The organism is Sporosarcina sp. Marseille-Q4943 (assembly GCF_943736995.1).
Lineage (GTDB): Bacteria > Bacillota > Bacilli > Bacillales_A > Planococcaceae > Sporosarcina.
This window is the reverse complement of record NZ_CALSFT010000002.1, coordinates 835,846-854,123: the sequence shown is the minus strand read 5'-3', so window position 1 is coordinate 854,123 and position 18,278 is coordinate 835,846. Positions and strand designations below refer to the sequence as shown.

General features: G+C 46.4%; 16 protein-coding genes and 1 pseudogene. 10 read left to right on the top strand and 7 right to left on the bottom strand.

Going from position 1 to position 18,278, the window contains the following annotated elements; genetic code table 11:
* Positions 1 to 78 precede the first annotated feature (78 nt).
* On the bottom strand, positions 79 to 573 hold the full coding sequence (locus NIT04_RS04110) for a C40 family peptidase (RefSeq protein WP_252502331.1): 495 nt from the start codon (positions 571 to 573) through the stop codon (positions 79 to 81).
* Between the two features lie 426 nt (positions 574 to 999).
* Entirely contained in the window at positions 1,000 to 1,701 is a 702-nt protein-coding gene (locus tag NIT04_RS04105; RefSeq protein ID WP_252502330.1) for a glucosamine-6-phosphate deaminase, read from the bottom strand.
* A gap of 305 nt (positions 1,702 to 2,006) precedes the next feature.
* Between NIT04_RS04105 and NIT04_RS04100 the strand changes: the two genes are divergently transcribed.
* Genes NIT04_RS04100 through NIT04_RS04090 form a run of 3 tightly spaced genes read left to right on the top strand, consistent with a single transcriptional unit; the run spans position 2,007 to position 4,342 of the window.
* The gene (locus tag NIT04_RS04100; RefSeq protein WP_252502329.1) at positions 2,007 to 2,162 is read left to right on the top strand and encodes a cytochrome c oxidase subunit 2A; all 156 of its coding nucleotides are present in this window, start codon (positions 2,007 to 2,009) and stop codon (positions 2,160 to 2,162) included.
* A 24-nt stretch (positions 2,163 to 2,186) separates the two neighbouring features.
* The gene (locus NIT04_RS04095; protein ID WP_252502328.1) at positions 2,187 to 2,690 is read left to right on the top strand and encodes a cytochrome c oxidase subunit II; all 504 of its coding nucleotides are present in this window, start codon (positions 2,187 to 2,189) and stop codon (positions 2,688 to 2,690) included.
* Entirely contained in the window at positions 2,690 to 4,342 is a 1,653-nt protein-coding gene (locus tag NIT04_RS04090) for a b(o/a)3-type cytochrome-c oxidase subunit 1 (RefSeq protein WP_252502327.1), read from the top strand. The genes NIT04_RS04095 and NIT04_RS04090 overlap by 1 nt, the downstream gene beginning before the upstream one ends.
* A 183-nt stretch (positions 4,343 to 4,525) precedes the next feature.
* Here the strand turns inward: NIT04_RS04090 and NIT04_RS04085 are convergent, their stop codons facing one another.
* Complete coding sequence (locus tag NIT04_RS04085; protein WP_252502326.1) at positions 4,526 to 6,421, bottom strand: GGDEF and EAL domain-containing protein; 1,896 nt, start codon at positions 6,419 to 6,421, stop codon at positions 4,526 to 4,528.
* A gap of 166 nt (positions 6,422 to 6,587) precedes the next feature.
* On the opposite strand from NIT04_RS04085, the gene NIT04_RS04080 reads away from it, so the two are divergent.
* The 6 genes from NIT04_RS04080 (at position 6,588) to NIT04_RS04055 (ending at position 12,780) form a co-directional block, all read left to right on the top strand.
* Positions 6,588 to 6,935: an SCP2 sterol-binding domain-containing protein gene (locus NIT04_RS04080; protein WP_252502325.1), complete on the top strand. Its 348-nt coding sequence runs from the start codon at positions 6,588 to 6,590 to the stop codon at positions 6,933 to 6,935.
* 150 nt (positions 6,936 to 7,085) lie between these two features.
* Positions 7,086 to 7,838 carry a C40 family peptidase gene (locus NIT04_RS04075; protein ID WP_252502324.1) on the top strand — a complete coding sequence of 251 codons (753 nt, stop codon included), beginning with the start codon at positions 7,086 to 7,088 and terminating at the stop codon, positions 7,836 to 7,838.
* Between the two features lie 189 nt (positions 7,839 to 8,027).
* Positions 8,028 to 8,630: an ECF transporter S component gene (locus tag NIT04_RS04070; protein WP_252502323.1), complete on the top strand. Its 603-nt coding sequence runs from the start codon at positions 8,028 to 8,030 to the stop codon at positions 8,628 to 8,630.
* A gap of 24 nt (positions 8,631 to 8,654) precedes the next feature.
* A complete protein-coding gene (locus NIT04_RS04065; protein ID WP_252502322.1) occupies positions 8,655 to 9,422 on the top strand; it encodes an energy-coupling factor transporter transmembrane protein EcfT in 768 nt (255 codons plus the stop codon).
* Complete coding sequence (locus NIT04_RS04060; RefSeq protein ID WP_252502321.1) at positions 9,419 to 11,074, top strand: ABC transporter ATP-binding protein; 1,656 nt, start codon at positions 9,419 to 9,421, stop codon at positions 11,072 to 11,074. The genes NIT04_RS04065 and NIT04_RS04060 overlap by 4 nt, the downstream gene beginning before the upstream one ends.
* A gap of 131 nt (positions 11,075 to 11,205) precedes the next feature.
* Positions 11,206 to 12,780, top strand: coding sequence for a SulP family inorganic anion transporter (locus tag NIT04_RS04055; RefSeq protein WP_252502320.1), 1,575 nt, complete (start codon positions 11,206 to 11,208; stop codon positions 12,778 to 12,780).
* 105 nt (positions 12,781 to 12,885) lie between these two features.
* Here the strand turns inward: NIT04_RS04055 and NIT04_RS04050 are convergent, their stop codons facing one another.
* Entirely contained in the window at positions 12,886 to 13,035 is a 150-nt protein-coding gene (locus NIT04_RS04050; protein ID WP_252502319.1) for a hypothetical protein, read from the bottom strand.
* Between the two features lie 38 nt (positions 13,036 to 13,073).
* On the opposite strand from NIT04_RS04050, the pseudogene NIT04_RS04045 reads away from it, so the two are divergent.
* Positions 13,074 to 13,556 (top strand): annotated as a pseudogene (locus tag NIT04_RS04045) (transposase); the annotation flags it as partial.
* 273 nt (positions 13,557 to 13,829) lie between these two features.
* Here the strand turns inward: NIT04_RS04045 and NIT04_RS04040 are convergent.
* The 3 genes from NIT04_RS04040 to NIT04_RS04030 form a co-directional block, all read right to left on the bottom strand.
* Positions 13,830 to 15,797, bottom strand: coding sequence for a TRAP transporter permease (locus tag NIT04_RS04040; RefSeq protein ID WP_252502318.1), 1,968 nt, complete (start codon positions 15,795 to 15,797; stop codon positions 13,830 to 13,832).
* A 32-nt stretch (positions 15,798 to 15,829) separates the two neighbouring features.
* The gene (locus NIT04_RS04035) at positions 15,830 to 16,834 is read right to left on the bottom strand and encodes a TAXI family TRAP transporter solute-binding subunit (protein ID WP_252502317.1); all 1,005 of its coding nucleotides are present in this window, start codon (positions 16,832 to 16,834) and stop codon (positions 15,830 to 15,832) included.
* 232 nt (positions 16,835 to 17,066) lie between these two features.
* Positions 17,067 to 18,170: an amidohydrolase gene (locus tag NIT04_RS04030; RefSeq protein WP_252502316.1), complete on the bottom strand. Its 1,104-nt coding sequence runs from the start codon at positions 18,168 to 18,170 to the stop codon at positions 17,067 to 17,069.
* Positions 18,171 to 18,278 lie beyond the last annotated feature (108 nt).

Genomic DNA, 18,278 nt, shown 5'->3' with positions numbered 1-18,278 from the left:
TTCGCGGCTTTTTTCTATGGAGAATAAATAAACGGATTCCCCCGGGAGGAATCCGTTTTATTATGCCGTGGTTAATTATCAATTGTTAAATGCAACGTCACTGGAGCCCGTTATTCGCTTCGCTCCGACGTACCGCTTGCCCCAGTAATGAGGATCGTTGAGCTTGGCGATGCTGACGCCCTTAGATGAAGATGAATGTGCGAATTCGCCATCACCGATATAGATGCCGACATGGGAAACCCCTTTGCCGGATGTATTGAAAAATACAAGATCCCCTTCTTCAAGATCGCTTTTGTCGACTTTTGTTCCGGAAGCGTACATACCGGATGAAGTACGGGATAATTTAATGCCATGTTGCTTGAAAACATAATTTACATATCCGGAACAATCAAAGCCAGCTGTCGTTGTGCCGCCATAAGCATATTTTATGCCTACCAGGCTCGAAGCCGTTTCTGAAATTGAAGCCGTGTCGGATGATGACGCTTCAGCTTGACCAATGAATGGCGCGAACAATAATACATAGGCAATTGCAAAATACGCAATAGACTTTTGCATGCGTGATAGTATTCTCATATGATCCCCCGAATTTATATTTATCTGAATTCTTTATCTGAGATTACTTTACCATGTACTATGCTCGTCCAACATTACAGTTTAGTAACAGAAATATTACAAAAACTCTTACTTTTCATCATTTGAAATACTCTTGTCATTTTCCCTCCCATAAAAAAAGCCGCATCCATTTTAAAGGATGCAGCTCTCGTAGTGTAGACAAAGTCATTCTTTGACTTTGTCTACACTCAATTTTAGGGGAAAACACGATAAATAGATCTACCTTCAGCCTGATTGAAAACGCTTGTCAGCCTAGGCGCGAAGTGAAGCGAAGACACGAATAGAACTAAAGTTCATGAGCGGACGAGCGACACGAGCAACAACGGATGCGAGCGTTTGTCAACAGGCTGAAGCCGCATCCCATTATCAAAAGGATGCAGCTCTTTATTAAATTTCCAAGTCTGTAATAATTGTAACGTCTTCGTGTTCAAGGAGATATGTGATCGTCCAGTCGGGATCGATTTTGCCTTCCAGCACTTTTGTAATGGCTGGGCGTTTTTTCTCGCCGAATGCAAGTAGGACTAATTTTTTGGCGCTCATGATGGAGGCCACTCCCATCGTCAATGCAGTGTTAGGAATCTTCTCGTCGTTTTCAAAGTATTGGCTGTTCACGCCGAGTGTCGATTCTGTCAATTTTGCGACGTGTGTGACGGAATCTTTCGGAGTACCCGGTTCATTGAACGCGATATGACCGTTTTCGCCGACGCCTAGTAATTGAATGTCGAGTTTTGCGTCTTGCAACGCTTGCTCGTAGCGTCTGCATTCTTCCTCCAGATCCTCTGCCATGCCGTCCGGTATATTCGTTTCTTTGAATGTTTTTTTATTGAATAAATGCTCTTTCATGAAATATGCATAGCTATTCGGACTGGATGCAGGCAAGCCGACATATTCATCGAGGTTGAATGTTGTCACATCCGAAAAATCCAGTTCCGATTCCGTCAATCTTTTGTATACGGGAATCATCGTACTTCCTGTTGCCAATCCAAGCACATGAAGTCGATCATGCTCAAGCTCTTCTTTTATCAACTTAAAAAAGCGTTCAGCTCCTTTTTCAGGGCTTTCAACTTGAATAAGGTTTACTTTTTCCATCGTTCTCAACCGACTTTCATTATAGATTTGGTTTACTGTCTAATTGTAATTTCCAAAAACAGTATGGTCAAATAAAAGAATAATTTTCACAAAAATATTGACCAAGCTTCTATTCCCTTTTCTCTTCTTTCAAAACACATCTCTTTTCCGATAACTTATATGTCTAAATCTTGAAGGCAATGTGAACAAAATGTGGACTCTTCCCCGAATTCGAGAATCATAGGGATTTCCCTAATTCTCTATTTTTCCACCGCGCTTATGATAAAAGTATGAGAAACGCAACTTCAATGCAGGAGGTGGAAAGTATGGCTACAGGCAATTCAAAGAAGCGTCCGGAACAACAATCCGGCAATCCTCATACCGGAATCAATCTGAAAGGGACCTTCATCTCAGTCATGCTGTTAGGTGTTTTTATCCTAGTGACATGGTTCGGACTTTACGCACTATTTTTATCTAGATAATAAGATTTGTTAGGAGGAAAAATGATGCATTTGCATAAATACGAAAAGATCTGGCTTACGTTCGGATTGGGATCTCTCGCACTCTTTCTATTAATTATCGGTTTCGCAGCTTTCTGGAAAGGGACACATCCAATGAGCCATATCGAAACGATCAATCCGCAAAATGTCGAGGCGCATGAATCTTTCAAACCGGAAAACCTCGGCCTTCGTGAAGTGGCTGAAGGAAAATATACCGTCAACATCGTCGCTTCAGCTTTCAACTACGATTTCGGCATGGATGCGGACGGAAAGGCTGTTAAAAAGATCCGCATACCAAAAGGTTCCACTGTTTTATTCCAGATCACTACTAAGGACGTCGTGCACGGCTTTCAAGTTGCAGGCACGAATGTCAACATGATGGTCGAGCCGGGGCATGTGAGCAGGCTTGAAACGGTCATGAAAAACACAGGTGAATTCACAGTCGTCTGCAATGAGTATTGCGGAATCGGCCACCATCAAATGTTTGCAACTGTGGAGGTGTATGAATAATGCTGAAAAACTATCTGTTTCCGAAGAAAGAAGCCCGACTCTATATGTCGTTCATGCATGTGACATTCGCGGCATTGCTGATCGGCGGTCTCATGGGGCTGTTGCAAACACTGTCCCGCTCCGGACAATTCCAATTGCCGTTCGGGATTAACTACTACACGATTTTAACTGTGCACGGCGTCATTCTAGGGTTAGTGTTAACTACGTTTTTCATCGTCGGCTTCCAATTTTCCCTTATGGGGAAAACGGTCGGCATATCTGCTAAACAACGTCAATGGGCATGGATTGCGTTCTGGACGATGCTTGTCGGTACGACTATCGCCGCAACGACCATTCTCGTCGGCCAAGCGAACGTACTGTACACATTTTACGCTCCGTTGCGTGCGCATGCTGCATTTTACATCGGGTTGGCATTGGTCATCGTCGGAAGCTGGATTGCCGTGTTTGTCAACTTCCGTCAGCTATACGTCTGGAAGAAAGCGAATCCGGGACAGAAATCTCCATTGCTCGCCTTCATGGTCGTCATCAATATGGCGATGTGGTTCATCGCTTCACTCGGCGTGGCTTCGTCCGTATTGATTCAATTCATCCCTTGGTCGCTAGGGTACGCGGCTACAATCAACGTGTTATTGAGCCGTACGCTGTTCTGGTATTTCGGACACCCGCTCGTCTATTTCTGGCTGTTGCCTGCTTATATGGCATGGTATGCAATCATCCCAAAAATTATTGGCGGAAAATTGTTCAGCGACTCTCTAGCAAGAATGTCATTCATTCTATTGCTCATGTTCTCAATTCCGGTCGGCTTCCATCACCAATTGACAGAGCCGGGAATCGATCCGACGTGGAAATTCATCCAAGTCGTCCTGACATTCATGGTTGTCATACCGACGTTAATGACGGCGTTCTCGATCTTTGCTACCTTTGAAATAACAGGCCGTCGAAAAGGACATAAAGGGCTTTTCGGCTGGTTCAAGCACTTGCCTTGGAAGGACGTTCGTTTCCTTGCACCGTTCATTGGAATGGTTGCATTCATTCCTGGAGGCGCCGGCGGTATCGTCAACGCTTCCCACCAAATGAATACGCTCATCCATAATACGATCTGGGTGACAGGCCACTTCCATTTGACGGCTGCGACAACAGTCATCTTAACCTTCTTCGGTATTGCCTATTGGCTCGTCCCCCACTTGACGGGAAGACGCTTGACACCGAAATTGAATAAGCTTGGGATCATCCAAACGATCATTTGGACAGTCGGTATGACAATCATGTCAACAGCGATGCATATCCAAGGTCTCCTTGGCGGTCCGAGACGTTCCGACTTCTCAAATTATGCAGGCGGCGAGCAGGTCAGCACGTGGATCAGCTATCAAGGGGCACAAGCTGTTGGCGGAACGATCCTGTTCATCGGGATTATCCTGATGATCTATATTTTCATCCAACTCGCGTTCTTCGCACCGCGCGGCGTGGAGGAATTCCCGATTGCGGAAGAAGAAGTGGATGCCGACCCGACTCCGAAGATTTTGGAAAACTGGTATTTATGGATCGGGATTACGATCGCTCTCATCCTCTTCGCCTACACAATCCCGGTCATCGACATTATCAAACACTCCCCACCAGGGTCATTGCCGTTTGATTGGCCGATTGGAAGATAACAAAAGCGAAAGCCGTCACGAAGAACGGCTTTTGCGAGCATAAGCGTAGCGTTGCGAGCACATCTTTGCACTAGCCGTTACGAAGAACGGCTTTTGCGAGCACAAGCAAAGCGTTGCGAGCACAGTGACCTAACTAATTAATAAAGCCTTACACACGGTGTACTCCGTTGCGTAAGGCTTTTCTTATTGGAATGCAGATGGGAGAAGCAGTTTCCCGCCTCTGCCATATTTGTGAATCATTTCATTGATTTCATCTACAGGAACCGGTCTGCTGAAATAAAATCCTTGCAGCTCGGAGCAGCCAAACTCTTTTAAAATCTCCCATTGCTGCTTCGTTTCGACCCCTTCACCGATTGTTTGCAATCCGAGCATTTCTGCGAGATGGATGATCGTCTGGACGATACCGGAGCTTTTCGGGTCATTGCCTAGCCCGTTGATGAACTGTCGATCGATTTTTATTTGTTGGATCGGGAAATGTTGCAAGTAAATGAATGCGGAATACCCTTTCCCGAAATCATCGATGGAAACGGAGTAACCCATCTCTTTTAACAGATGAATCCTGCTGGCGACGGCATCCGTATCTTCCATTGCAACGTTTTCCGTAATTTCCAGCGTGATGCTTTTCGGTTTGACGTTCGCTTCTTTGACGCATTGATCCAAATAGGACGGGAGATTATGATGAAGGAAATGCCTTGGTGACAAATTCACTGACACCGTTGCATTTTTCAATCCTTGCTCCTTCCAGTCACGGATTTGGTTGACCGCTTGCTTAATGACCCATTCTCCGATCGGAGTGATAAGTCCGGTCGACTCGGCGAGCTCAATAAACTCTCCTGGGAAAATGAGGCCACGCTCCGGATGCTGCCACCGGATCAGCGCTTCAAAGCCGCTCACTTCTCCCGTCCGGCAGATCACTTGCGGCTGATAGTGCAATTTGAATTCATTCAAATCGAGGCCCCTTCGCAAGTTCATTTCCGAGAGCATTGTCTCCTTCAAGTATGTATGCATGTCGGGATTATAAAGGTTGCCACTCTTCCGGATGGATGCCTCTTTTCCTGATTGCAACGCCATATAAGCCGCCTGAATTCCATATTTTACATTCGTTGCATGCTCGGGATAGATGGAAGCCCCATAGCTGAACGTCGTATACACTTCCTGCCCGCTTAGGTGCATCGGACGCTTCAGCCGATTAATGATCCGCTCGATTCTAACCAGTTCACACTCCAATTCGCCTTCATATGGGGAAAAAATGACGAAATGATCGAATGCCAATCGAGCGATTTGGGCAGGATACGGTAGAAAACTCTTCAATCGGTTTGCTGTAATTTTTAGCATTTCGTCGGCTCCGTCAGGCCCAATTACGCCTTGCATATCGGTGTATTGATCCATGACAAGGTACACGAAGACGCCCCGCCGCCCCTCCTCAAACGCTTGAACTTGCTTCATCACCTTTTCAGTGAATGAATACTGGTTGTCGAGGCCGGTCAATAGGTCGGTGTAGGCAAGCTTATTGACATGTTCCTCCACTTCAATGCGTTCAAGCCGGTCGAAAATATAGGAAAGCATATCTGCGATTGATGCTGCAAGGACTCTGTCAAGATATCCCCAATTTCGCAATCGGGTTGATTCACAGCAGACAACTCCGCCAATCCCCTTGCTTAAGATGATTGAAGCATCAATGAGCGATTTCACTTCCCCATCATTGTAAGAAGGATGCTGCGTCAATTCTTTCGTCGCCAAGTCCGTTGAAACGTCAGATATCGCTAAAATCCGATCTTGTTGAACCGCTTCGAAATAAGACGGCAACTCTTCGGCATTGATCACTTCTCCGGATGTATGGGAGGATCTGGTTCTATTGAATATGTTCTGTGCAGTCAAGCTCGTTCGATTTTCATTGAACAACCAAATGCTCACTCGATCGCACGCCATTATTTTTGATATGCGGATGCATAGTTCTTCTAAGACAGGGACAATCGATTGTCGTGAAAGGTCCGATTGCTTCGCCTGGGTAAATATGAATTCTTGTTTCTTTTGGAGCTCCTCCAAGATCATATTGAGTTCTTCTTGAGAACGATTCATCGGACGTATACAACCCCTTTCTACCTATTATTTCTTCTACCCCTTTCTATCGACATAACTCAATGTTTATTGAGGAATAGCATATATTTTTCTATTATTCCTTTCTTCGCAATAATGCTATAATGAATGAATAATCACTCACAAAATGGAAAGAAGGTGTTTTCTAATGGATTTGGAAAAGATGACAATGGATTCGATTTGGAATGAAATTGATGCGCGGCTGAGCGCTAATAAAGGACCTATCGAGGGGATGAACGCATCGTATTCATTCGATTTGTCCGGTGAAGACGGCGGCATGTACGGATTGAAGTTTTCAGACGGCGAGGCGGAAACGTTTCGTGGCGACCCTGGCGAAGTCGATTGCGCATTGAAGATGAGTGTCGGCGATTTTAAAAAATTGCTCGACGGCAACTTGAATTCCACGGCCGCTTTCATGATGGGGAAACTGAAAGTGAAAGGCAACATCGGGCTTGCATTGAAGCTGGAGAATTTATTGAAGCAGTACACGTTTTGATCTGACCTATTACCGTCGTTTGCCCTGTGCATAACGACGGTTTTTCATTTCACCAAAATTCAATTTTCGCCACCGTTCTCCCTCTTGTATTACTATTGGGTTACAAGTAAAATAGAATCATAGATATTTGTCTAAGAGGGGGAAATATGCGTGAAAAAGAAAGTTTTTTCAGTGATGGCCACTTTTGCTCTTGCGACATTCATCGCAACAGGCAATGCGGAAGCCGCCACTGAACAATACACTGTCAAAACTGGTGATTCACTTTGGAAAATCGCTTCCCTGCATAAGATGACGGTAGACGAATTGAAGAAAATGAACAATCTTCCTTCGGATACGATAAAAGTTTCTCAACAATTGCTTGTAAAGAAATCTGACATAAAGCAATACGACAAACAGAATGACGCGAGCACGAATGAAATCGATAAAAACTTGACTGCCGCAAAACAAACTTCCTCTACGAGCTTCTTCAAACCTGTCGTAGCGACGGACAAGCCCCTGACGAAATTGTCGAAAACAGCGAAAGAGATTCAAGTTGCTTCTGTGGAAGTTGCAATGCCTCTTCTCGACACGCCATACGTTTGGGCAGGCGTCACGCCTGAAGGGTTCGATTGCAGCGGATTCATCTATTATGTATTCACGAATGCTGGACTTAAAATGCCCAGATTGGACACAGTCAGCATGTTCATCAACTCACATCCAGTGGACGAGCCGGTTCCTGGAGATCTCGTCTTCTTTGAAAATACGTACCGCAGCGGCATTTCACATGCAGGCATTTATGTAGGGGACGGCAAGTTCATCCATGCCGGCACGAAAAAAGTTGAAATCTCGACAATCGATTCCGCCTACTGGAAAGATAAATTTGTCGGTTTCACCCGCTTCACCCAACTTCAATCAGTTAAATAACCTTCACCTAGACCAAGAGACTCATACGTAATCTCTTGGTCTTTTTTATACCTAAAAACTCTACTAGGCATAAGATAAGAATAAATAGGCATCTTTTCTCAAAAATCACTTCCCTATTTCCTCATAATGGATTAGTATAGTCATGTGTCTTGACACTTAACTTGATTACAAAGAAAAAGGAGAATAGAAATGAAAAAGAGGCGTATGTGGTCATTGCAGTTTTCAACGGCTGCCTTTGTGCTCATTCCGGTGGCGGTCGGCATCAACTTCTTGGGCAAATTGTTTGCGAGCGTTTTGAAGTTGCCATTATGGGTCGACGCCATCGGGACGGTGTTAGCAAGTATGTTGGCGGGACCGGTTGTCGGTGCTATCGTAGGTGTCGTCAATAATATCGTCTACGGATTCACGACAGATCCCGTTTCTTTCGTGTATGCAATCACCCAGGCCGTCATCGGGTTAGTTGCTGGAATCATGGCTTATAAAGGATGGATTTCGAATATCGGGAAAGCTGTCGTCCTTGGTCTTGTCGTCGGAATTATTACGGCGACCGTATCGACTCCTCTCAACATCATCTTTTGGGAAGGGACGACCGGCAACGTTTGGGGAGACGCATTATTTGCTACGATGCTTGCAAAAGACATGCCGCTTTGGCTCGCTTCGTTTGCGGATAGCATCGTCGTTGATGTCCCCGACAAAGTGGTCACTGTGCTGCTCAGTTTCTTGATCTTCAAAGGGTTGCCAAAAAATGTGAAGCTTATGTATGACAACCGAGGAGAGATTGAAAGGTTATAAGTATTGCCTGCAGGAGGGTTTTGAATGAACAACATGACATTGTACGTACAGAGGGATTCTCCGATCCATCGGGTGGACCCATTGACAAAGCTCTTATTCGTATTTATTTCCATCGCATCGACATATCTCATTGCGAATCATCTCGTCGTCTTCGGAATCCTCCTGTTCACGCTCTTCATCTTGCTCGCCGGCAAAGTGATCAGATCCATTGTGCCGGTGATCGGGGTAAGTTTCCTATTAATCGTGTCGATCATTATTGTTCAAGGGTTTTTTCATCCCGATCGGGCGACGGTCCTTTTTGAAGTCGGCCCGATTCCAATTTATAAAGAAGGCTTTTCCATCGCACTTCTCATTACGCTCCGTGTCGTCAATATGGTCGCCTCTTTCGGAGTGCTCATTTTGACGACAAAGCCGGATGACCTTGTCGAAGCTTTGCTGCAAAAAGGCATGTCTCCGAAATTCGGTTATGTACTGCTATCGGTGTTGCAAATCATTCCGCAAATGGCCGCCTTGACCGGCAAAATAACGGATGCGCAGCGGGCTCGCGGCATGGAGACGGAAGGCGGCTTATGGATGAGGTTCAAATCGTTCCTCCCCCTCCTTGGCCCGGTCGTCCTCCATTCGCTGACAGAAACACGCGAACGGTCGATTGCACTCGAAATACGCGGCTTCAACGCCAAGGGGAAAAGGACGTATTTGTATGAAAGGGAAAACTACCGATTCGGAGTTCCGATTAGAATCGCATTAATTTCCTTCTTTTTGGCTGTGATCGTTTGGAGGATGATTCCATGAGTTTATTGCGTGTGAAGAACTTGAAATATAAGTATCCCGATAGCTCCCGATTTGCACTTAACGATATTTCATTCACAGTGAAAAAAGGTGAATTCCTTGGAATTGTCGGCATGAATACATCCGGGAAGACGACGTTATGCTATGCGTTGAGCGGACTCGTCCCCCATTTTTTCAAAGGGGCTTATGGCGGTGATGTGTACATTGGCAACATGGATGTGTTATCACATGAGATTAGCGACATAACGGCAAACGTCGGACTCGTTTTCGAAAATCCTTTTTCGCAAATGACCGGCGCCAAGTTCACTGTCTATGATGAAATCGCGTTCGGCTTGGAGAATCAAGGAGTGCCACGTGACGTCATGCATGAGCGGATCCGTGAAAGTATGCAACTGCTCGATATTGAACAGTTGCATACCCAAAACCCATTTTCATTATCCGGAGGGCAAATGCAGCGGGTCGCCATTGCAAGTGTCATCGCCATGAAACCTGACATCCTTATTCTGGACGAACCGACTTCCCAGCTTGACCCGCAAGGTGCGGAGGGTGTGTTCCGCGTCGTTGAGAAATTGGCGGATGGTGGCATGACAATCATCATGGTGGAACAGAAAATGGAGAAGCTTGCGGCATATGCTGATAGAATTCTACTGATGCATGACGGCAAATTGATTCAGGATGGCAAGCCTGAAGAAGTCTTTTCTCGCGATGATTTGAATGAATTCGGCATCGAACCTCCAATGTATGTAAAAATTGCACGCACTCTCGGATTGCGGGATAAAGCGACGGGACTTTACCCGATTTCCTTAGAAGTAATGCCTATGGAACGGAAAATTCAATTCCGCGCGGTTGATACCGATTTGGAGGACAGAAGCACCGCTGAACTCATCGTCCGGAATCTTCATTTTGGCTATGAAAAAGGACAGGAAGTCATTCGCAATCTGAACGTCCACTTGCGCGGCGAGCCTATCGCAATTATCGGGCAGAACGGAGCAGGGAAAACGACGTTTGTGAAACTGTTGAAGGCTCTGTTGAAACCGAACTCTGGCGAGATTCTACTGAACGGAGAGCCAATCTCAGCAACGACGGCTGCTAAACTGGCAAGCCGAATCGGACTCATCTTCCAAAATCCAAACGACCAGATTTTCAAGCATAAAGTGATCGATGAAGTGATGTTCGGCCCATTGAACATTGGCCAATCCTATGAGGAAGCGATGGCTAATGCGAAGGAGATGCTTGCATTAGTCGGACTGGCACATAAATCGGAAGACAATCCGTATGACTTGAGCCTTGCAGAGCGGAAGATGGTTGCGATGGCGTCGATTCTCGCCATGGATACGGATATCGTCATTTTCGACGAACCGACAATGGGGCAAGATTTCCGCGGGAAAGCAAAGGTGAAGGAAATTATCCATTCGCTTTATGTAAAGGGCAAACTTGTCATCTGTATTTTGCATGACATGGATTTCGTAGCGGAGACGTTCGGACGGACGCTCATTTTCAGCAACGGAGAGATGCTCTTCGACGGTCCGACGCGTGAAGCTTTTGCGCAGGAGGAAGCTTTGCGGCTCGCACGGGTCGAGCAGCCTCATATTACAAAACTCGTGAAGAGATTGGGCTACGATCAGATTGTATTGAGGGAAAACGAGCTTGCATAATTCGCCAACCGCCACATTGATAACTAACGTGGCGGTTTTTGAAACTAGCGCAGCCCTTGCCAGTAGTGCTTTTGTCGCTTATAATGAAGAGAGAGAATCTTTTTACAAATATTGTGGAAGAAGTGACCGCCATGTTCAAAGACCAACGTTTTATTGATTATAATGCGTCGGGATTCCGGAAAGATTTGCTTTCTGGGATTACTGTCGGTATCGTAGCCATTCCACTCGGGATGGCTTTTGCAATTGCCTCGGGCGTCAAACCGGAGTATGGATTGTATACGACGATCATTGCCGGCTTTATCGTCGCCCTCTTAGGTGGATCCCGTTTTCAAATTGCCGGTCCGACAGGTGCATTTATCCCGATCCTTCTAGCAATTGTCCTTCAATACGGCTATGAAGATCTATTGATAGCAGGGTTTCTCGCCGGTATTTTCCTCGTCATCATGAGTTTTGCTGGCATTAGCAATCTCATTCATTTCGTCCCTCGTTCCGTAACGATCGGGTTCACTTCAGGAATTGCTATTATCATTTTCACAGGGCAGTTCGGGAACTTCCTCGGCCTCTCGGGATTGGAAAGCAAGGAATTCTTTCATGAAAATATGATAGATGTTGCCAAGCATCTCCATACGGTGAATGTCTACAGTGTGCTCACCGCAATGATTGGATTAGCCTTGATCTTCATCTTGCCGAAAGTCGCCCCTCGACTTCCGTTGCTGCTCTTCGCACTTTTAATACCAACACTATTATCTGTCTTGTTCTATCCAGGAAAAGTGGAAACGATCGGCACAGCTTTCGGCGGGATCCCGCAAACATTGCCGGGCTTCCAACTTCCCCAAATTACATTGTCCAAACTCGTAAGCCTTTGGCAGCCCGCATTGATCATCGCTGCACTCGGGGCGATCGAATCGCTATTGTCGGCAGTCGTTGCAGATGGCATGAAAGAAGGACCGAAGCATGATTCGAAGCGTGAACTGTTCGGGCAAGGAATCGCTAACATCGTTTCGCCGTTATTCGGGGGCATTCCCGCGACAGGCGCGATTGCGCGTACAGCGACCAATATCCGATCAGGCGCAGTAAGCCCGGTTTCGGGAATGGTGCAGAGCATTTTCGTATTGTTGTTCATTTTGGTGTTCGCCCCATTTGCATCTTACATTCCATTGGCATCGATGGCGCCTATTTTAATGTTTGTCGCTTGGAATATGAGTGCGAGAAAAGCTTTCGTTCATATTTTGTCAGTGAGATCGGGCGATTCGATTGTGCTGCTGACGACATTTCTACTCACGATCTTTATTAATTTAACTGTAGCTGTCCAAGTCGGGATCCTGTTGGCCGCGCTTTCCTTCCTGCGAAAAATGAGTGGCAAACTCCATTTCGCGACGGACAAACTTTCTGATGTAGAGATTCATAAGTTCGGAGAGGATGTATCCAAATTCATCGTTGAAGGACCGTTATTTTTCGGTACTGCAAAGGTGTTTGAAGATAAGATGCCCGCCATCCTTTCAACGGGAACAGCTAAAATCATTTTGGATTTGGAGCATCTATCGATGATTGACGCAACAGGTGAAGCTGCGCTATCCGCATTATTGGATAATGCTAGTAAAAAGAATGTGAGAATCATTATAAAGAAATTACCGAAGCAGAAGCTTTCATTATTCAAAAAGAGCGGGTTATATGATCGGATCGGGGAAGAGAATTTCTTTATGTAAGGTTCCTGGAAGGTATTCATGCATGATTAACATACAAAAAGCTGGCACCAATTTTCGGGTGTCAGCTCCAGACTGTAGACAAATACCATGAATTTTGGTGTTTGCCTACAGTCTTTTGAGATTAGCTAGCAATGTTGATTTCCACTGCGAGCGGACGCTTTCCGCGGGCACGGCTTCAGCCGCTTCCCTCGCTACGCTCAGTCCAGGGTCTTCAGCTCGTGCTGTTCCCGCAGGAGTCGCCGCTCTCCGCTCCAATCAACGGTGTTTCCTATTAAATGAATGAGGTGATGGATATGATGACGAAGAATCAAATTAATGAACGCGAACAGTTGGAAATGCTTACAATAGAACAGTTAGTTCCTCAGGACCATCTGGTTCGCAAACTGGATGCGGCTATTGATTTCTCCTTTATCTATCCCTTAGTTTAAAACCTTTACTCAACCATTGGGAGACCCAGCATAGATCCTGTGATGACATTCATTCAGTATACCTTCGGCATCCGCCCCATGCGCCAGACAATCAAGGAGGTTGAAACGAACGTGGCATATCGCTGGTTCCTAGGCTTCGGCTTTCATACAGAGGTTCCTCACTTCTCCACGTTCGGGAAGAACTATGTCCGTCGCTTTGAAGATACTGATCTATTTGAGCAGATCCTCTATAAAGTTCTAAACGAGGTGGCAAACCCTGGGCTTCTCAGCCAAGAACATGTCTTTATTTACTCGACTCATGTGAAAGCAAGCGCGAACAAGAGGAAGTTTGAAAAGAAGGTAGTGCGTCTTAAAGGATTTCCAGTTGATTGGAGTGCAGGGCGGCGACTCCTGGGGGATTAGCGCAGCGTGAAGACCCCGCAGGAGCGAAGCGACGAGGAGGCTGAGGGCAAGCCCCCCCGGAAAGCGTCCGCCCGGAACGGAAATCAACGTTATTTCAGTCTACTGAAGTTAAAATGTAGATGTTTAAGCAAAAGGGTTGGAAATCTATGATTTCCAACCCTTTTGTCTACAGTCTGAAGCTGGCACCAATTATTTGGTGACAGCTTTTTGTTTAGTCCTTTATGCAACTACTTCTTCAATAGATTGCTTTTCTTCCGGTCGTCTTCTTTGAATGAACCAAATGATTGTGATAAGCAACAGTCCAATCGCGCTTGTCGTCAGCTCCGGAATGATGAGCAATAGACCGCCGGCAAATAGGACGATTCGTTCCCATATGCGGGCATTCCGTACGAAAAATCCGATGACGGCGCTGCTCACACCAATCATGCCGATCAACGCGGTTGCGATGCCAAGTATGAGCTTCACTGGAGTGACATCGACGAAGACGAGAATCGGGTTGTAGATGAAAATGAATGGAATGATGAACGCGGCAATCGCCAGCTTGACGGCGGTCATCCCGGTTTTGAACGGATTCGCCTTTGCAATCCCCGCCCCCGCGTAGGCCGCTAAGCAGACCGGCGGCGTTATATCGGCAACGATGCCGAAATAGAAGACGAACATATGCGCAGCAATCGGTGCGATGCCGAATTCGTTGATGAGCGCCGGTGCTGCAATCGTTGCCGTGACTACGTAGTTGGCGGTTGTCGGCAATCCCATTCCTAGCACGATACATGCAACCATCGTGAAGAAAAGCGCCAATATTAAGTAGCCGTTCGAAAGTGCGATAATGCCGGAAGCGAATTTTGCGCCTAGACCTGTCATGCTCACAACGCCTGCGATGATGCCGGCAGTTGCGACAGCTGAAATGACAGGAAGCGCCACCCTTCCCCCTTGCTCCAACACGTAAATGACCCTTTTAAGTCCAAACTCCGATTCCTTTCTAAAAATCGCATTGAAGATCCATACGATCACAGCGGAAAGGATGCCGAACAATGCTGCACGCTGCGGTGTAAAGCCGGACATGATCGTAATGATGATGACGAGAAGAGGAATGATCATGTAACCGTCACGTACAAAAATCTTCTTGAACACCGGCAGCTCTGACTTTGGCAGCCCCAAAATTTTCAAGCGTTTGGCTTCGAAATGGGTTCCGATGAAAATCCCCGTAAAATATAGGATCGCCGGAATGAGCGCGGCGAGCATAATCGTTGAGTAGTTGACGCCTAGGTATTCCATCATGATGAAGGCAGCTGCTCCCATCATCGGAGGCATGATTTGGCCTCCAGTGGAAGCGGAGGCTTCCGTTGCAGCGGCGAATTCAGGTTTGAATCCCGCTTTTTTCATCATCGGAATCGTGAAGCTACCCGTCGCCACTGTATTTCCAACAGAGCTGCCTGATACTGTTCCTTGAAGAGCGCTCGCTACGACGGCAGCTTTGGCCGTTCCGCCTGTAAATCGCCCGGTTAACGAGAACGCCAGATCATTGAAGAATCTTCCGATTGGCGTATTGACGAGAAGCACCCCGAAAAACAGAAACAGGAAAATGAATTTCGCGGAAATCTGTATCGGGGTTCCAAATACGCCGCTTTCGCGATACCATAGATTCGTCATCGTCCGGTCGAGCGCAAATCCTTCATGTGACAAGATGCGCGTCGGGATAAGGTTTCCATACATGGCATAGAGCATCGCGACGCTCGCAACGATGACGATTGGAAGACCGACCGTCCGTCGTGTCGCTTCCAATACGAGCAATACGCCAACGATGGCAATAATAATATTCAATGAGCTATAACCTGAAACCCTGCTTTGGAGAATGGTATCGTAGAAAAATATTTTATGGTACGCCACATACATAGCAGTAAACGCTAGCAACACATCATACCAAGGGACTTTTTTCTGTGTTTTTCTCCATTCCTTTTTTGCCGGATAGAGCAGGAAGATGACTCCTAAAGCGGTTCCAAGATGGATGGCCCCTTGTTGCTGCGAAGGCAGAACGCTCGTCGACCCCGTATATAAATGAAAGATCGTCAGCGAGACTGCGAGAAAGGTTACGACGTATGCCCATTTGCCGATTTCTACACGGAACTGATTTTCCTTGTCATATTTTTCAAGTATCTCTTGTGCATCTACCACCTTATGTTCTTTCATTTTTCGCCGCCTTTCTGCTTACTTGGCTGTATTCATTTCAAGTCCTCGAAGCCATTGATTTTCATCTTCTCCCTCGTCACGATTTGAACGACTTCCGGGTAAATATGGCCGATGAACGCTGCGTTTTTCACTGGGTTCCCTTCAAAATCAGCTTTTCCATTCAATGCATTCAACGCAGGCACGTGAACGGTCATTCCAAGATCCATCTGACCTTTGCTGATGGAAGATAGGTTTTCGACGGACGCCCCTGTTTCCATATTTGTCACATTGATGCCATCGATATATTTATTCCAAAGGTTCGCCATCTCTCCGCCGAGCGGATAATACGTACCCCCTTGGCTCCCTGTGCCAAGTGTCAATTCTGTTTTCCGATTCCCTTTTGTAGCTGTTAACTCTGCCACTTCATTATTGACCGTCAATCCTTGTTCCTCATAATATTTTTTAGCGCCAGGGTGGATCAACAGCCCTTCCGCCCCGTTCAACGCATTCTCGAGAATCATCTGCTTCGCTTGCGCATGTGTATTTTCGCTCGCATTTTCGATCATGCTCTTCGCCAATTCGTATCCGAGCTCTTCATCGATCGTATCCGTGTTCCCCATTAAAATTGCATACGCTGTTACTGTCTGTACATCCTCCGTGAGAAAATCATAAGACTCTTTCGGAATCGTGAAACGCTTGTACCCCGACTCTGCTTCGATTTTTGCAATCGCGTCGTCGGAGAGGCTGATCATTTTCACATCTCCCGCGGACGCTTGCAGGCTTTCAATACTAGCAGCAGGCAGACCTAAAATCCCGATGGATATATCGATATTGCCGTCCTGAACCCCGTCAGCCGCAGCCCCGAATCCTTCCTGGAAAGCTTTGTAGTCGCCTTCCCCTATCCCGTATGCATCCAAAATGATTTTGGAAAGATTATTCGTTTCACTAGCAGGTGGACCGATTGCAATATTCTTTTTTCCACCCCCGCCACAGGCTGTTAAAACGAGTAAAGCACCTAGCAGCATGAACAATAGACCTTTTACGCGATTTCGATTCATCTGTTGTTCCCCCTCATTTTTCATTTCCCCTTCTCGTAAGCGCTTACAATTATGAAGGACTATGGAGCTCTTATGGAGGTGATGACGCTATGAAAAAAGGAGTCTACTATTAATTATACTTAACTATGGCCATTTAGCAATTAATTATCATTCTATTCCGATTAAATGTAATAGAGTTTTAATTAGAAAACTCCATCTCACGGAGCTTTTCCGTTAGATGGAGTAATCACCTTTATTCCAGCAATGAAGCTTTTGCCAACGTCGCCGCCAGCACTTTCGCCCCTATATCAAGCGCATCCTGGTTGAATGTCATATCCGGATGATGAAGGCCAGGCCCTAAGTCGGCTCCTACACCGATCATTGCGGCTTTCAGATCAGGCCGGTGGATTGTATAAAAATGGAAGTCGTCGCTTCCGGACGTGATGATCGCAGGTGCAAACGCCTCTTCCCCGACTGCTTCCAAAATCGCTTCCTTCGCAATCAAAGCCGCTTCTTCGGACACTTCAGCAGCAGGCGTATAGTCCGACCAGTTCAATTCGATGTCCACGCCGTGCAACTGTGCAATCGATTGGATTCCTGCATCGATGCGTTCCTTCAATTCATTCAAAACTGAGTTGGATTGTGCACGGACATCCATGGCAAACACGGCATTCCCTGGAATGATGTTCAAGCTTTCGCCGCCCGCCTGGATTTTCGTCAGTTTCGCGGAATACGCCTCATACGGCGAGAAATGAATCGTCTTCAGGAATTGTGCAATTGCGAAAATCGGATCGAGTGCATTTTTCCCTTGCTGCGGCCTCGCTCCATGGGCATCAGCACCTTTCACTTTCCCTTCAAGGAAAACCGCGGCCCCGTGATGGATTGCCGGTGAAACCTTGCCGAAAGGGATCTCTTCCTGAGGACGGAGATGGACGCCGAATAAATGGGAAACACCATCGATGGCTCCCCTTTCGATCATCGAATTTGCACCGTTCCCTTTTTCCTCTGCCGGCTGGAAAATGAACCGGATACGGCTCCCGATTTGTTGTTCCTGTAAATAGGAGAGCGCGCCGAGCACCATCGACATATTGGCGTCATGTCCGCATGAATGGTTCGCTCGGGAAACACCGTCCACCTCTTGCCATAGTGCATCAATATCGGCCCGGACCGCAATGATTCGATCACCATCCCCGATTTCCGCCACTACTCCGGTTACATCGTCGAAAGTATGGTGTTGCACGTTCATTTCCGTAAGGATTTCGGCTATCTTTTTTGTCGTTTCGACTTCTTTCCAGCTAATTTCAGGGTGTGCATGAAAATGGGCGAACCATTCTCCTATTTGTTGTTCAATGGACATCGTCAAATCTCTCCTATTCTAGTTTCTTCTTTTATTCAGAATAGCGTAAATCGCGGTGGAACAACAGATTAAAAATATCCCGCACACAGTCGAGCCGTGACGGGATAT

Bases quoted from the DNA above. Each gene is read 5' to 3' on its own strand.
- NIT04_RS04060 (WP_252502321.1), top strand. From the start codon at position 9,419: ATGAGTTTATTGCGTGTGAAGAACTTGAAATATAAGTATCCCGATAGC.
- NIT04_RS04105 (WP_252502330.1), bottom strand. From the start codon at position 1,701: ATGGAAAAAGTAAACCTTATTCAAGTTGAAAGCCCTGAAAAAGGAGCT.
- NIT04_RS04035 (WP_252502317.1), bottom strand. From the start codon at position 16,834: ATGAATCGAAATCGCGTAAAAGGTCTATTGTTCATGCTGCTAGGTGCT.
- NIT04_RS04065 (WP_252502322.1), top strand. From the start codon at position 8,655: ATGAACAACATGACATTGTACGTACAGAGGGATTCTCCGATCCATCGG.
- NIT04_RS04040 (WP_252502318.1), bottom strand. From the start codon at position 15,797: ATGAAAGAACATAAGGTGGTAGATGCACAAGAGATACTTGAAAAATAT.
- NIT04_RS04095 (WP_252502328.1), top strand. From the start codon at position 2,187: ATGCATTTGCATAAATACGAAAAGATCTGGCTTACGTTCGGATTGGGA.
- NIT04_RS04085 (WP_252502326.1), bottom strand. From the start codon at position 6,421: ATGAATCGTTCTCAAGAAGAACTCAATATGATCTTGGAGGAGCTCCAA.
- NIT04_RS04080 (WP_252502325.1), top strand. From the start codon at position 6,588: ATGGATTTGGAAAAGATGACAATGGATTCGATTTGGAATGAAATTGAT.
- NIT04_RS04055 (WP_252502320.1), top strand. From the start codon at position 11,206: ATGTTCAAAGACCAACGTTTTATTGATTATAATGCGTCGGGATTCCGG.
- NIT04_RS04090 (WP_252502327.1), top strand. From the start codon at position 2,690: ATGCTGAAAAACTATCTGTTTCCGAAGAAAGAAGCCCGACTCTATATG.
- NIT04_RS04100 (WP_252502329.1), top strand. From the start codon at position 2,007: ATGGCTACAGGCAATTCAAAGAAGCGTCCGGAACAACAATCCGGCAAT.
- NIT04_RS04070 (WP_252502323.1), top strand. From the start codon at position 8,028: ATGAAAAAGAGGCGTATGTGGTCATTGCAGTTTTCAACGGCTGCCTTT.
- NIT04_RS04030 (WP_252502316.1), bottom strand. From the start codon at position 18,170: ATGTCCATTGAACAACAAATAGGAGAATGGTTCGCCCATTTTCATGCA.
- NIT04_RS04110 (WP_252502331.1), bottom strand. From the start codon at position 573: ATGAGAATACTATCACGCATGCAAAAGTCTATTGCGTATTTTGCAATT.